General features: G+C 73.0%; 10 protein-coding genes. 4 read left to right on the top strand and 6 right to left on the bottom strand.

From position 1 onward, the window contains the following. Positions 1-186 precede the first annotated feature (186 nt). The 3 genes from BDW27_RS16250 to BDW27_RS16240 all read right to left on the bottom strand — a co-directional run bounded on the left by BDW27_RS16250 (position 187) and on the right by BDW27_RS16240 (position 5,864). A complete protein-coding gene (locus BDW27_RS16250) occupies positions 187-1,065 on the bottom strand; it encodes an Fpg/Nei family DNA glycosylase (RefSeq protein ID WP_110050012.1) in 879 nt (292 codons plus the stop codon). Positions 1,066-1,149: 84 nt separating this feature from the next. Then, positions 1,150-4,257, bottom strand: a complete 3,108-nt coding sequence (locus tag BDW27_RS16245) for an ATP-binding protein (RefSeq protein WP_110050010.1) — start codon at positions 4,255-4,257, stop codon at positions 1,150-1,152. 161 nt (positions 4,258-4,418) lie between these two features. After that, entirely contained in the window at positions 4,419-5,864 is a 1,446-nt protein-coding gene (locus tag BDW27_RS16240; RefSeq protein WP_110050165.1) for a PucR family transcriptional regulator, read from the bottom strand. A gap of 161 nt (positions 5,865-6,025) precedes the next feature. Here BDW27_RS16240 and gabT point away from each other — a divergent pair, with 161 nt between their 5' ends. Continuing rightward, positions 6,026-7,360, top strand: a complete 1,335-nt coding sequence (gabT, locus tag BDW27_RS16235) for a 4-aminobutyrate--2-oxoglutarate transaminase (RefSeq protein WP_110050008.1) — start codon at positions 6,026-6,028, stop codon at positions 7,358-7,360. 39 nt (positions 7,361-7,399) lie between these two features. Here the strand turns inward: gabT and BDW27_RS16230 are convergent, their stop codons facing one another. After that, the gene (locus BDW27_RS16230) at positions 7,400-8,335 is read right to left on the bottom strand and encodes a LysR family transcriptional regulator (RefSeq protein ID WP_110050006.1); all 936 of its coding nucleotides are present in this window, start codon (positions 8,333-8,335) and stop codon (positions 7,400-7,402) included. 117 nt (positions 8,336-8,452) lie between these two features. Here BDW27_RS16230 and BDW27_RS16225 point away from each other — a divergent pair, with 117 nt between their 5' ends. From BDW27_RS16225 to BDW27_RS16215, 3 genes are all read left to right on the top strand, one after another. Further along, complete coding sequence (locus BDW27_RS16225; protein WP_110050005.1) at positions 8,453-9,820, top strand: CitMHS family transporter; 1,368 nt, start codon at positions 8,453-8,455, stop codon at positions 9,818-9,820. A 64-nt stretch (positions 9,821-9,884) separates the two neighbouring features. Then, positions 9,885-11,198 (top strand): acyclic terpene utilization AtuA family protein, encoded by a 1,314-nt coding sequence (locus BDW27_RS16220; RefSeq protein ID WP_233515780.1) that lies wholly within the window; start codon positions 9,885-9,887, stop codon positions 11,196-11,198. Further along, a complete protein-coding gene (locus tag BDW27_RS16215) occupies positions 11,195-11,521 on the top strand; it encodes a hypothetical protein (RefSeq protein ID WP_110050001.1) in 327 nt (108 codons plus the stop codon). The genes BDW27_RS16220 and BDW27_RS16215 overlap by 4 nt, the downstream gene beginning before the upstream one ends. A 472-nt stretch (positions 11,522-11,993) precedes the next feature. On the opposite strand, the gene BDW27_RS16210 is transcribed toward BDW27_RS16215, so the two are convergent. Both BDW27_RS16210 and BDW27_RS16205 read right to left on the bottom strand, forming a co-directional pair. Next, the gene (locus tag BDW27_RS16210; protein ID WP_017542552.1) at positions 11,994-12,482 is read right to left on the bottom strand and encodes an Lrp/AsnC family transcriptional regulator; all 489 of its coding nucleotides are present in this window, start codon (positions 12,480-12,482) and stop codon (positions 11,994-11,996) included. A 108-nt stretch (positions 12,483-12,590) separates the two neighbouring features. Beyond that, complete coding sequence (locus BDW27_RS16205) at positions 12,591-14,195, bottom strand: PucR family transcriptional regulator (RefSeq protein ID WP_017542551.1); 1,605 nt, start codon at positions 14,193-14,195, stop codon at positions 12,591-12,593. Positions 14,196-14,332: the final 137 nt, after the last annotated feature.

The following is a 14,332-nucleotide window of genomic DNA, read 5'->3' as shown; positions in this document are numbered from 1 at the left end:
CAGTGTTTCCCTCACGTCCTCTCTCCTCCCGTCACCGATCCGGGATCCGGGCTCCGAACACCCGTTTCACTGAACCGGTTAAGCGATCGACACGGGATTGTACCCACGGGAGCGGCCGGCACCCGGGCAATTTCCGGGCGGCGGTGCGGGGCCGGGCGAACCGGAGGGGGAGGTTCCGCGGCTCGGCTACCCCTGGCAGCCGGGGCACCAGTACAGGGTGCGCCCGGACAGCTCGGTGGCGGAGACCGGAGACGAGCACACGCGGCAGGGGTCCCCGGTCCGGTAGCAGACGTAGAGCGTGTCGGGCCGGGGCACCGGGCGCGCGTCGGGGTCGGGCCGGTCCTCCGGCCGCGTGGTGATGATGTACCCGTCCCGGACGCCGTCCTCCAGGAGTCCGGTGAGGTCGGCCCAGAGAGCGTCCCAGCGTTCCCGGGTGAGTTCACGTCCGGGGGTCAGGGGGTCGAGCCCGGCGCGGAAGAGGGACTCGGCCCGGTAGATGTTGCCGATGCCCGCGATGACGTCCTGGCGCATGAGGAGCACCGCGAGGCTGCTGCGGGACCGGCTCACCACCCGCCAGGCGTGTTCGGGGTCGGCGTCGGCGCGCAGCGGGTCCGGTCCCAGCCGGGCCTGGACGGCGTGCTTGTCGTCCACGGTGATGACCTCGCAGGCCGAGGCGCCGCGCAGGTCCGCCCAACCCGAGGAGTTGACCAGGCGGACGCGGACGGCGCCCACCGGCTCCGGCGGGACCACGAAGCCGTCCGGGTCGCGGCTCAGGTCGAGGCGTTCGGCTCCCTCGGTGCGGGGGGCGCCCAGGTGGCGTTCGCCGTCGGCGTCCCCGAAGGACCAGGCGCCGTAGAGGCCGAGGTGGACGCGGAGCCACTCGCCGGAGTCGAAGCCCAGGAACAGGTGCTTGCCGTGCGCCTCGCTCTCGGTGAGGACCCGGCCGTCGATCCGGGCCGCACCTTCGGCAAAGCGCCCCTGGGGGCTGCTGGCCCTCACCGTGCCGCCGCCGAAGGTCTTCTCGAAGTGCGCGGCCAGCCGGTGCAGCGTGTGACCCTCAGGCACCCGTGTCCCCTTCTGTGAGCGTGTGTCCGTCGTTCCAGGATAGGGCGCGGGCACTCGCCCCCGACCGGGCGGCGCGAGGAGGCGTCAGCAGGCGGACAGGATCTCCTCCACCAGCGTCCGGGGATCGGTGAGACAGCGCCAGGCGGGGACCACCACCACGAGGTCGTCGGTCACCTCGTTGAGCGCGTCCCCCCTGGTGAGCAGTCGGCGCAGGGAGGGGCCGTCCGGCTCCCCGTCCAGCAGCAGGACCACGCGCCGTGAGCCGTAGCTGACCACGAGGTCGGCGGTCCACCCGTGGAAGCGGCGTCCCGCCTCCACGTCGGTTCCGGCCGTGCGCAGGGCTTCCACCAGGGCGATGCCGGCCGGGGTGGCGCCCGGCCCGGAGCGGCCCCCGAGGAGGTCGCCGAGGGGGCCGTCTCCGCCGGACCAGTGCGCCCGGTCACCCACCACCACGAGGCGTTCGCGGGTCCGGGTGAGCAGGGACGACCACAGGTGGGTCATCTGGCGCACCCGCCGTTCGGCGATGGCCGGAGCACCGGCGGCGAGCATCGGGGAGAGCACGGTGACGTCGGCGGAGGCGGCGTCGGAGTCCAGCATGTCGGGTCCGCCCACCCGGACCCGGCGACGCAGGTGGCGTTGGCGCAGCAGCCTGCGCAGCAGCGCCACCTGCGGTTGCAGGGGTGCCACCACCGCGAGGCCGCTGCCCTCGGGCAGGTCCCTGTCGAGCTCGGCCACGACCACGGCCACCCGGTAGGCCTCCTCCCGGTTGACGTAGGAGGACCCCGGAGCCGCCTCGCACTCCCCCGTGACGTCGCGCCACTCGAAGGCGGGCCGCCCGGCTCCTCGGGGCGGGCCCGCCACCACGAGCCGTCCTCCGTAGCAGTGCCGGGACGCGACCGCGGCCAGGTCCTCCGGGGCTCCGTCGTGTTCATCCAGCCAGAGCGTCGTGGTGGTGGCCGCGCGCACCGCCCGCAGCGCGGAACCCGATCCGTGCCGCAGCGCGCGGTCGTCGAGCTGGCCCGCGACCAGCCCGGCGGTGGCCAGGGCCCGCCGCTCCTCCTCCGGTTCCAGCACGCTGGCCGGGCCCGCGTGAGCCGGGTCGCCCGCCACCACCGCGCGGTTGGCCCGGTAGAGCACGGGGAGCAGTTCGCTGACCCGGGTCCGCTCGGCTCCCACCACGACCACCAGGTCGAACATCCCGGCCTCCGAGGGCAGGGCACGGGCCTGGTCGGTGCGGCAGGCCCACACGGGCAGGGCGTCCAGGAGGTTGGCCGGACCGGGCCAGCCGCCGTCGTGGTGCCAGTTGAGCGCCTCCACACGGTTCTCGATGGAGGTGCGGCCGCGCCGGAGGCGGGGGCCGGTCACCGAGGCCAGGCAGGCGGCGCTGGCACGGCTGTGCTGGGCCCACGCGTCGGCCAATTCCTCGGTGAGTTCGTTCAGGGGCGCGCAGCGGGTCCTGCGGTCCACCGCCGCGCGCCACTCGCTCTCCAGGCGGGCCACGGCGCAGAGCTGCTCCAGGCCCTCGGGATCGGTGGCCACGCCCAGTTCGCGGCGGACGGCGGCCCGGTGCTGGAGTCCGCCCAGACCGCCCGCGGCGGCGCGTTCGGCCCGGTGCAGCCAGTACTCGGGGCCGCCGTGCTCGGGAGTGAAGAGCGTCTCGGGAGCCCAGCCTCGGGCGATGCTGCGGCCGCGCTCCTCGGCGAGGCGGGCGAGGACGTGGCCGTCCGCGGCCAGTGTGTCCATGGCCGACCACACCCGGCGGACCCGGTTCCAGGCGGCGACCAGGTCGTCGCGGTGGCCGGGGCCGTCCTCACCTGCGGACGGCCGACCCGTCCCCGGCGCGGACTCCGTGTGTTGGGCCAGCAGGCGGGTGAGCTGCCACTGTTCGGCGGCGCGGTCGCCGGCACCGCCCGCGCGCACGACCGGATGCGCCGGGGTGCTCTCCGCCCGGGCCAGGACGGCGTCGAGGTCGGCCTCGGTCCGGCCGCACACCAGGACCCGCTGCCCGGAGGCGACGGCGGTGCGCACCAGCGCGTCGACCAGGTCGTGGACGCCGCTGCCGGGAGGGGAGACCACCGCGGTGAGCTGATCGCGCATGGCGGCGCACAGGACCGCGTACTGGGCCTGGCTGAGGTCGGTGGCCGAGACCGGGACCGGCGGGGGGTTGTGGTCGCGGTCCGCTGTCCCGCGACGGTGAGCGCGCGAACCGCGTCGCGGGGGATCAGGGACGGGCCAGGCCCTGGAGCGGTCGGCGCCCCCGGCCGCGGGCGCGGGGTGGGCGGCGCTGCCGAGCAGGGACTCCAACGCGGTGCCGGGGATGGCGCCGGGATCGAGTCCGTGCTGGTCCGTGGGGTCGAGGTCGGCGAGTACCCCCTCCGCTGCCCCCGGCTCGCTCCCGCCTCCGCCGCCCGCCCCCGAGGGGCCCGCCCGGAAGAGCACGGCGGTGTTGTGCGCCCCGGGGGTGAGCGGATGGGGCCTGCCCCGGGTGCCGAGCGGGGCGATGTCATCCACCCGTTCGATCTCCAGCCGGGTGAGCAGGGTGCGCACCTTGGCGGCGAGGTCGGCGACCGCGGCGGGCCGGTGGGTGGGGTCGGGGGCCCCGGAGCGGAGCCGGGCCCGCAGCTCGAACAGGTCCTCGGGGTCGGTGATGCCGAGCCGGGCGAGCAGGGCGGGGTTGACGTCGGGCCTGCCGACCGCGCGCACCAGGGGTCCCGTGCCCGGCAGGCCGGACGCTCCCGCCGTCCCGGGCCCCTCCACGGCGCGGACGTCCACGGTGAGCAGGGGCAGGGCCACGCGGTCCGGGCCCTCGCCGAGGATCACCAGGGGGTAGCCGTAGCGCAGCGCCTGACCGCGCCGCACGGCCAGGCGGGTCACCCTGCCGCTCTCGGGGTGCGGGGGCAGCGTGTCCCTGGCCCCGCTGAACAGCAGTTCGGGACCGGCGGGCAGGCACGCGCAGGTGTCGGTGTTCAGTCGCTCGGCGCGCACCACGTGGGTGAGGACGGACTCGCGACGCAGGCAGGCCCGCAGGTAGGCCAGGAAGGAGCGCACCCCGCCCTGGTCCGCCGGTGTCTTCCAGCGCAGGGAAGCCGCGCCGATCCCGCCCGCCGCCCGGCCGCGGTCCGCGATCCGCCCCTCCGTGGTCGGGTAGGACCCGAGACCGCCGATCTGTTCGTCGTCCTGTAGTGACCTCACGACGCCCCCCTGACCATCCGACCACAAGTGATCGAATGACTACCCCCAGCTATCGGGGCCATTGTGGTGCATTTTCCGCGCCCCCACCTGGCGAACGCCGGAAACCGGTGCCACTTTCCCTCAGCGCCGGGGCGGTCGGGGGCCGACGCGGACGCCCGGTGTCAGTGACGGCCCTCGCGCACACGCAACGCGATCCAGAGTTCGGTGCGGTGGTCGGGGTCGTCCAGGTCGCCGGGGAGCAGTTCCCGGATGCGCCGCATCCGGTAGCGCAGGGTGTGCCGGTGCACGCCCAACCGCTCGGCCGCGGTGTCCCAGCGGCCCGAGGCGGCCAGGTAGGCGCGCAGCGAGGCGAGCAGTTCGGGCGCGGCCCTCTGCTGGTCGATCGGGGACAGCAGGTCGTCGGCCAGCCGGACCCCAGCGGGGGTGTCCAGCAGACCGAGGAGGCCTCCCGGGAGCTGGTCGTAGCGCTGGAGGTCGCTCCCCTCCTCGGTGGCGGCGGCCAGCGCGCGTTCGGCCTGGGAACGGGCGGCGGCCAGGTCCGGGTAGCCGATCGCGGCGCTCACGCCGACCGGTCCCGCCAGCACCTCCCCGAACACCGCGGCGTCGGTGGCCGCGGCGGCCAGCACCACCGTGCGGCCCTCGTGCCCGGCCACCAGGACGCCCTCGGGGCGTTGCCCGTCCGGAACGGCCGCGCCGACGGCCACCACCACGGGCTCGGCGGGCAGCACCGCCCGCAGGTCGGCCGCGCCCGGGTGCGCCGGGTCGAGGGCACCGTCGAGCAGCGCCGTGAGCACGGCCGAGCGCACTCCGGCGGCCGGACCGGGCGAGGGCCGTTCGAGTTCGAGGGAGAGCAGGGACACCGCCGCGTTGACCAGGGTGCGGTCGTCGGACCCAGACACCCGGACCCCGCCGACCGCCAGGAACCCCCGCGCCCGGCCGCTCGTGGCCAGGGGCTGGACGGAGACGCGGTCGCCCTCCGAGGCCACCGAGACACTGGCCCGGGGTCCCGCGCCGCGCAGCCGGGCGAGCTCGTCGGCCAGCCCGGGGGCTCGGGCGGCGGCCGACCCGGGGGCCGCGTGCCGGACCGCGCCGTCCGGGGAGAGCAGCAGCACCCAGCCGCCGAGTTCGCGGGCGAGCCGGTCCACCACGGCGGGCGCGCCGGTGAGCGCGGCCCGGGTGAGCGCGCGCTGGGCGGCGAAGGCCCGGTTCAACCCCTCGTACTCCTCCTGGGCGAGCAACCGGGAGACCTCCTTGCCGACCGCCATGAACGGGGTCAGGCGGTGGACCTCCACGAGGGCCACTCCGAACTCCTCGGCTGCGGCGACGAGCTCCTCGGGGGTGTGCTCGAAGTTGACGGCCGCGCCGAAGCCGATCCCGGCGATGTCGCGCTCGGCCAGGCGGCCCACGTAGGCGCGCAGGTCGGGGAGGCGGTCCACCCACCGCACACCGGTGGTGAGCACCAGCTCTCCCCCGGCCAGGTAGGGGGTGGGGTCGGCCAGCTCGCTGACGGCGACCCACTCCACCTGGCGGTGCGTGCGGTCCTGCCCGGTGAGCAGGCGCAGACGCAGACTCGGCGTGCGCAGCAGCGCCCCCAGTGTCGGCGGCATCCGGACTCCCCCCAGCTCTCGTCCCAGCGGTCCCATCCCTGACGCAATGGCACAGGACTCCCTCCTGATTATCCACTGTGTCCATGGGTGTCCGGTTCTGTGCGATCTAGTGTCTTGCCCGTCCGCACAGTCGCACCACCCGCGCACAAGGAGGCAGCCGCATGGCACAGACCGAGGTCGTCCAGTCCCGCCGGATCGTCACCGAGATCCCCGGCCCCAAGTCCCGCGACATCCAGAAGCGCCGGTCCGCCGCCGTCGCCCAGGGCGTGGGAAGCGTGCTGCCGGTGTACGTGGAGCGCGCGGGCGGCGGCATCGTCGAGGACGTGGACGGCAACTCGCTGATCGACTTCGGCTCCGGTATCGCGGTGACCAACGTCGGCAACGCCGACGCGCGGGTGGTCGACCGCGCCGCCGAACAGCTCGGCCGCTTCACGCACACCTGTTTCATGGTCAACCCGTACGAGGCCTACGTGGAGGTCTGCGAGGCGCTCAACCGGGTCACCCCGGGCGACCACGAGAAGCGGTCCATCCTGCTGAACTCGGGCGCGGAGGCGGTGGAGAACGCCGTCAAGATCGCGCGCAGCGCCACCGGGCGGCAGGCCGTCGTGGTGTTCGACCACGCCTACCACGGCCGCACCAACCTCACCATGGGCCTGACCGCGAAGAACATGCCCTACAAGCAGGGCTTCGGTCCGTTCGCGGGCGAGATCCACCGCATGCCCATGGCCTACGCCTACCGCTGGCCGACCGGCCCCGAGAACTGCGGCCCCGAGGCGGCTGCCGCCGCGATCGACCAGGTCGTCAAGCAGATCGGCGCCGAGAACGTGGCCGCGATGGTCATCGAGCCCATCCAGGGCGAGGGCGGCTTCATCGAGCCCGCCCCTGGGTTCCTGCCCGCGCTGGTCGAGTTCTGCCGCGCCAACGGGATCGTGTTCGTCGCCGACGAGGTGCAGACCGGCTTCGCGCGCACCGGCGACCTGTTCGCCTGCGACCACGAGGGGATCGTGCCGGACCTGATCGCCACGGCCAAGGGCATCGCGGGCGGCCTGCCGCTGGCGGCGGTGACCGGCCGGGCCGAGCTCATGGACGCCGTGCACGGCGGCGGACTGGGCGGCACCTACGGCGGCAACCCGGCGGCCTGCGCCGCCGCACTGGCCTCGCTGGAGGTCATCGAGACCGAGGACCTCACCGGCCGGGCCCGCGAGATCGGCGCGCTCATGCTGGACCGCCTCCGTTCCTTCGCCGACCGCTTCGACGTCGTGGGCGACGTGCGCGGCCGTGGGGCGATGGTCGCCATCGAACTGGTCCGGGACGGCAAGGAGCCCAACCCCGAGGCCGTGGCCCAGGTACTGCGGCACTGCCACTCCCGGGGCCTGATCCTGCTGAGCGCGGGCACCTACGGCAACGTGATCCGGATGCTGCCGCCGCTGGTCATCGGCGACGACCTGCTCCGTGAGGGCCTGGACATCCTGGAAGAGGCCCTGGCCGGGGTGTAGGGCGGGTTCGGCGGGCGCCCACCGGACCGGCCGCGGCCGTCAGGCGGGGTCCGCCACCCAGGCCACCCCCTCCGGGAGGGGGTGGTCCTCCGCGCGCATCCGCAGGAGCAGGTCCAGGAAGGCCTCGGCCGCCCGCCCCATGCGCCGCTCCCCGTGGACGATCACGTCGACCCTCCGTTCGACGGCGGGCGCGCCGAGTGGCAGGCACACGTGGTCGGCGAAGCTCATGAGGATCCTGGACAGCGCGGGGAGCGCGGCGACACCGAGGCCCGCGGAGAGCAGACCGCCCACGGTGGAGATGTTGCCCGCCTCGATGGTGCGCTCCGGTCGGATCCCCGCGCTCTGGAAGGCGGTGTCCGTGACCGGGCGGACACTGGAGTCCCCGCCGGTCACGATGAAGGGTTCCGAGGCCAGGTCGGCCCAGGTGAGTTCCGGACGTCGCGCGAGCGGGTGCCCGGACGGCACCACCGCGAGGAAGCGGTCCCTGAGCAGCGGCCGTGCCCGCAGTCCCTCCTGCGGGCCCCGGGCGGCCACCAGCGCCATGTCGCACTCCCCCGCCCGCAGGCGCTCGATCGCGCTGCCCGCCATGCCGTCCAGGACGTGGACGTCGATCGCGGGGGCGGAGGCGCGGAACCGCGCGATCACGGCTGGCAGCAGTGCGGCCGCGACCGAGGGCAGCGTCGCCACGACGACCGTGCCCCGGGTGCCGCGCAGGAAGCGTTCGAGGCCGTTCATCTCCGCACGGTGGGCGGCGAGCAGGCGCTCGGCCACGGCGAGGAGTTCGGCGCCCTCCGGCGTGCACCGCACGTTCCGGGTCGTGCGTTCGAGCAGCCGGACGCGCAGGTTGCGCTCCATCGTCATCACGGTCCGGCTCAGCGAGGACTGCGCGACGTGCAGCGTGTCGGCGGCGGCAGTGAAACTTCCGTGCCTGGCGACGGTCGCGAAGACCGACAACTCCCTCAGCGTCAGGTCCATGCTCCGAGAGCATAGCTCCTTGCTTTATTAATGCTGGACACTCAAGGAAACGTCGCGGAAACATGAACGAGAGTGCCGCAGGTCACTCTCACCCCCCGTTTCCGAGGAGCGTTCCAGATGCTGACCGCCATGGGATTCGCGACGATCACGGTCGTGCTCGTGCTGCTGTTGTCCAACCGGGTGGGCGCGGTCGTGGCCCTGGCCGGTGTCCCCGTCGCCGCTGCCCTCGTGATGGGGTTCGGTCCCGGCGAGGTCGGTACCTTCGTGTCCGCGGGCATCACCGGGGTGGCCGCCACCACCGCCATGTTCGTCTTCGCGATCCTCTACTTCGGGGTGATGCGCGACGCCGGGCTCTTCGACCCCATCGTGCGCCGCGTCCTGCGGTTCGCCGGGGACAACCCCGTGACCATCGCCGTGGCCACGGTGGTCCTGGCGATGGTGGCCCATCTCGACGGCGCCGGCGCGACCACGTTCCTCATCACCATCCCGGCGATGCTCCCCCTCTACGACGCGCTGGGGATGCGCCGGGTGGTACTCGCCGCGCTCACGGGACTCGGGGCGGGGATCATGAACATCCTCCCCTGGGGCGGCCCCACGGCCAGGGCGGCCACGGCGAGCGGCATCCCGGCCAACGACCTGTGGGTTCCGCTGATCCCGGCCCAGCTCATCGGCATGGTCACGTGCCTGCTCATCGCGTACTACCTGGGTGTCCGCGAACGGAACCGGTTGCGGACGACGGCCGCCGGGCGTCCGGTCGGCGCCGGGGTCGGCCCGTCCGGTGGCCCGGCGGCCGGTGACGGCGCCCCTCGGGCGGCCGCGCCCGCCGAGTACGAGTCGGAGCGTCCGGAGCTTCTGCGACCCCGTCTGTACTGGCTGAACGCCGTGCTCACCCTGGCCGCCGTCGCCACTCTCATCTCGGGGGTGATGTCCCCGGAACTGGTGTTCATGATCGCCCTCGTCATCGCGCTGGCCGTGAACTACCCGGGGATGTCGGCGCAGACGGAGAGGATCAACGACCACGCACGCGGGGCGATCCTCATGGCCAGCACCCTCCTGGCGGCCGGGGCCTTCCTCGGGGTCATGGAGGAGAGCGGCATGATCGAGGCGATGGCGGTGTCGATGACCGGGGCCATGCCCGACTTCCTCGGCCCCGGCCTGCCCCTGCTGATCGGCGTGCTGGCCGTCCCCATGAGCCTCGTCTTCGGTCCGGACGCCTACTACTTCGCCGTCATGCCCGTGCTGGCCGCCGTGGGAGGCGAGTTCGGTGTCGCCCCGATCGACGTCGCGCAGGCCTCGATCACCGGCCAGGAGACCGTCGGCTTCCCGATCAGCCCGATGACCGGTTCCTTCTACCTGCTGGTCGGCCTCTCCGGGGTCCCCATCGGCACCCACATCCGGTTCCTGTTCCCCTGGGCCTGGCTGGTCAGCCTGGTGGTCTTCGGGTCGGCCGTCGCCATGGGCGTCATCCTGCCGTGGGCGGCGTGACCGACCCCGCCAACGTCCGCACACCCGCGAACCGATGGTCCGCGCGAACCCGAAGGAGCACCACGTGACCCCTGGCACCCGGATCGGCTGCGGAGCGGGATTCGCCTCCGACCGGCTCCAACCCGCCGTCGACCTGGTCGAGCGGGGTGAGCTCGACACACTCGTCCTGGAGTGCCTGGGCGAGCGAACGGTCTCACTCGCCTCCCTACGCGCGTCCGAGGGCTCGGGGCCCGGGTACGACCCGATGCTCCGCCGACGCCTCGAACTCCTCCTGGAGCCCCTGCACCGTCGGGGCACGAGGCTGGTCACGAACGCGGGCGCCGCCGACCCCGTGGCGGCCGGGGCGATGGCCGCGGGGCTGGCCGCCTCTCTGGGGTTGCCGACCACCGTGGCCGCCGTCTCCGGCGACGACGTCCTGGACCGGATCGACCCGTCCGCACCGTGTTGGGAGGACGGGGAGTCGCTGGAGTCCCACGGGGAACTCGTCTCCGCCAACGCCTACCTGGGGGTTGAGGCCCTGCTGCCCGCCCTGCGCGGCGGGGCCGACGTGATCGTCGCCGGGCGGGCCGCCGACCCCTCGCTGTTCCTGGCTCCACTGGTCCACGACCTCGGCTGGGACCCGTCCGACGACGGACTGCTGGCGGCGGGCACGCTGGTGGGCCACCTGCTGGAGTGCGCCGGCCAGCTGACCGGCGGGTACTTCGCCGACCCGGGCCGCAAGGACGTACCCGGCCTGGCAGACCTGGGGTTCCCCCTGGCCGAGGTCGACGGGGACGGCCGTGCGGTGGTCACCAAACTCCCGGGGACGGGCGGCAGGGTCGACCGCATGACGGTCACGGAGCAGCTCACCTACGAGGTGACCGACCCCAGGGCCTACCTGACCCCGGACGTCTCCCTGGACATGACGGGCGTGCGCCTGCGGGAGCTGGGCGGGGACCGCGTCCTCGTGGACGGGGCGCGCGGCTTCGCGCGGCCCCGGACGCTGAAGGTCAGCGTGGGCTACCGGGCCGGATACCGGGGCGAGGGGGAGATCTCCTACACGGGGCCCGGCGCCGTGGCACGGGCCAGACTGGCAGGGGAGGTGGTCCGCGAGCGCCTGGGAGACCGGGTCCGCAGCCGGTTCGACCTGATCGGGGCGGGGCCGGGGCATGACGACGCGGGGCCCTCCGAGTGCCGGTTGCGCGTTGCGGCCCTGAGCACGGACCGGGCGGGCGCCCAGGCCGTGGAGGAGGAGGTCACCGCCCTGTACACCTGCGGACCCGCCGGAGGTGGCGGGGTACGGACCCGAAGCGGTGAGGTCGTCGGGATCCTGTCGAGCACCATCGCACGAGAGCACGTGGAACCGGTGGTCAGCTGGTTCGGAGAGGAGGGGCGATGAGCGTCCCGCTGTACGAGATCGCCACCGCGAGAGCCGGGGACAAGGGCAACCTCAACACGATCTCCGTCGTCGCCCGTGACCCCCGCTGGTACCCGGTGCTCCTTGGGGAGCTGACGCCCGAGCGGGTCCGCGCCGAATTGGGCGAGCGCTTCCGGGGGCCGGTCACTGTGCACCGCATGGACAACGTGCACGCCCTGATCCTCGTGTGCGCACGGGCCTCCGACGACACGGTGACCACGTCCCTGTACCTGGACGCCCACGGCAAGACCCTGGCCGCGGAGCTGCTGGGAATGGAGGTCGCCGGGGTCCCGGAACCGCTGTGAGCCGGGGCGGGTGAGGAAGTCACCTCAGCCACAAGGGGGTGCCCGTTCGGTGCCGGAGAGGGTTCTGCAAGACGAGTCAAGCCGCCAGCGAGGAACGAGCCAGGCGTAGACGAGGATGAAGAATCCCTCTGCAAAGGCACCGAACACGGGCCGAAGCGAAGCGGAGGCCCCAAGAAGATGAGGACGCCGGAGAGGGTTCTGGAGGTGCCGCAGGTGGGATTGCGAGGAACGAGCCATCACACCGCAGGCGCCGAAGGTTCCTCTGCAAAGGCGCCGAACACGGGCCAAAGCGAAGCGGAGGCCCAAAGAAGATGAGAGCGCCGGAGAGGGTTCTGCAAGACGAGTCAAGCCGTCAGCGAGGAACGAGCCAGGCGTAGACGAGGATGCTGTGTTGCCTTGAACCCAAATCCCTCTGCAAAGGCGCCGAACACGGGCCAAAGCGAAGCGGAGGCCCCAGGAGGCACAGCCGCTCCTACCTGGTCCCCCAGGCGTAGGTCTGCTTGCGCAGCTTGAGGTAGAGGAAGGTCTCGGTGCTCTCCACGGTCTCCACGGCGCGGATCTCGGCGAGGATGTCCAGCAGGCGGGCGTCGTCCTCGGCGACGACCTCGACCATGAGGTCGAAGGAGCCCGCCGTGATGACCACGTACTCGACGCCCGCCAGCTCGGAGACGGCGTCGGCGGCGGCGTTGAGGTCGCCGCTGGTGCGCACGCCGATCATCGCCTGGCGCTCGAAACCCAGTGTCATGGGGTCGGTGACGCCCACCACCTGGACCACCCCGGACTCCAGTAGGCGCTGCACGCGCTGGCGCACGGCGGCCTCCGACAGGCCCACGGTCTTGCCGATGGCCGCGTAGGACAGGCGTCCGTCCTGCTGGAGGACCTCGATGATGCGTTTGGCCGTCTCGTCCAACACCACCCCGTTGACCCGTCGTGCGGGTCCGGGGTCAAGGTGCTCGGTCACTGGGGTCCTCCACGCGTCAATCAGGAATCCCTTGTCAAGATGGAGATTCACAACGGAATCCAACGTACTGCACCGGTGTGACGAACAGGTGCCGAACGGAGGGCTCCCCTACTGCTGGTCCCGGACCGAGTCCAGGGACAGCAGGGCCACGTGAAGGGAAAGGCAGGTCTCCACCGACTCCAGGTCGGCGTCGAGCACGTTGGCGATCCGGCGCAGCCGTTCGTAGAAGGCGGGCCGGGACAGGTGCGCCCGGCTCGCGGCCAGCGCCTTGTTGCGCCCCGCCCCCAGATAGTGGCGAAGCATGTCGGCGAGGTCACCGCCGTGCCGGGCGTCGTGGTCCAGGAGCGGCCCCAACTCGCGCTCCACGTAGGTCTGGAGGCGCTCGTCGTCGCGGAACAGGTGCAGCAGCCCGCGCAGGTGGAGGTCGGGCAGGCGGTAGAAGGGGCGCCGGTCGCTCTGCTTGATCGCCACGTCGCCCACCTGGCGGGCCTCCAGGAAGGAGCGGCGCACCTCACGGACGTCGTCGGCGGCCGACCCCACCGCGAGCACCGCCGCGTCCCCCACGGCGCCGCGCACCCGGTCCGCGAGCAGGTGCAGCGTGGCGTCCAGGCGTCTGCGGTCCGGCAGGGCGAGCAGGATGCCCACGCGCAGGTCGTCGAGGGAGCCCACCAGCGCGGGCAGGCGGAGTTCGCGGCAGGCGCGGGCGGCCCCCTCGGCGGTGTCGGACAGACGGGCCTGCGCGGCCAGACCGGTCCCGCTCTCGCGCAGCCGCAGGACCAGGCCGACCATCTCGCGGTTGTGCAGGGGCACCCCCACGGCGCGGGCCCGGACCAGGGCCTCCTCCGGATCGGAGTAGGCGCGGTCGATGATGCCCGCGATGATCGTGCGGTGGGTCTGGCGCTCCAGGCTCTCCTGGTGGCGCTCCAGCAGCCGTCCCAACGCCAGGGTGGTGGCGGCGCGTTCGATGAGCATGGTCTGCCGGGCGGTGGGGGTAGCCCCGGTGATGAGGATCAGCCGCCCCCAGTCCTGCCCCCGGGCGCCGACCGTCGTGACCAGCCAGCCCGAGGAGGGCGCGTGGACGGTCCGGGTTCCGGTGCGGATCGCGCGTGACCGGCTCTCCCAGGCGGTCAGCAGGGTTCCGGGGTCCTCTCCGTTGAGGTCGCAGGCCAGGACCTGGTGGGTGAGGTTCTCCAGGACCACCGGGCAGCCGGAGAGCTGGGCCACCTCGTGCAGGATCTGCCCGACGTCGGCGCCCTCCACGGACAGCTGGGTGAAGACCGAGTGGAGCTTCTCGGACTCGCGCAGCTCCTCCAGCTGCTCGTTGACCACCCGGATGTGCACGGCCTCGGTGATCTCGACGAAGCGGGCCTCGCGGTCGAGGAGGATGACCGCTATGCGGGCGTCGCGGGCGGCGTCGAGGAACGCCTTCGGGAGTTCGGCGTGGTACTTGCGACCGAGTTCGACGGCGATCCCGCTGACACCGGCGTCGGCGATGTCCTCGATGTAGCGCCGCAGGGCGTCGGGGTCGTCGGGCATGGCGATCCCGGTGCTGAGCACCAGCTCACCACCGCGCAGCAGGTGGGCGAGGTCGGTGACCTCCGCGATGTGGACCCAGCGCACGGCCACGTCCAGGTACTCGGAACCGGCCACCACTCGGGGCCTGGCCTTCTGGAGGGCGGGAAGCTGGAGGACCTCGGCAAGGGTGGGAAGCACAGGCGACAGTCTAGGACGCTCTGTCAGATTCGAGGGCGTAGTACTTACATCGTGCTGGTGGCTCCGACTCGTGAGCTCCGCCGAGGCCGCCCGACGTATGCTTTACACGTTGTAAGTCCGACCAGCATGTTGTCAAC

It is taken from the genome of Nocardiopsis sp. L17-MgMaSL7, assembly GCF_003182025.1.
GTDB lineage: Bacteria > Actinomycetota > Actinomycetes > Streptosporangiales > Streptosporangiaceae > Nocardiopsis > Nocardiopsis prasina.
The sequence above is the reverse complement of the archived record's forward strand: the minus strand, read 5'-3'. Positions and strand labels throughout refer to the sequence as shown.

Excerpts from the sequence above, each read along its gene's own strand:
- BDW27_RS16240 (WP_110050165.1), bottom strand. The coding sequence starts at position 5,864 with ATGCCGCCGACACTGGGGGCGCTGCTGCGCACGCCGAGTCTGCGTCTG.
- gabT (WP_110050008.1), top strand. The coding sequence starts at position 6,026 with ATGGCACAGACCGAGGTCGTCCAGTCCCGCCGGATCGTCACCGAGATC.
- BDW27_RS16230 (WP_110050006.1), bottom strand. The coding sequence starts at position 8,335 with ATGGACCTGACGCTGAGGGAGTTGTCGGTCTTCGCGACCGTCGCCAGG.
- BDW27_RS16225 (WP_110050005.1), top strand. The coding sequence starts at position 8,453 with ATGCTGACCGCCATGGGATTCGCGACGATCACGGTCGTGCTCGTGCTG.
- BDW27_RS16215 (WP_110050001.1), top strand. The coding sequence starts at position 11,195 with ATGAGCGTCCCGCTGTACGAGATCGCCACCGCGAGAGCCGGGGACAAG.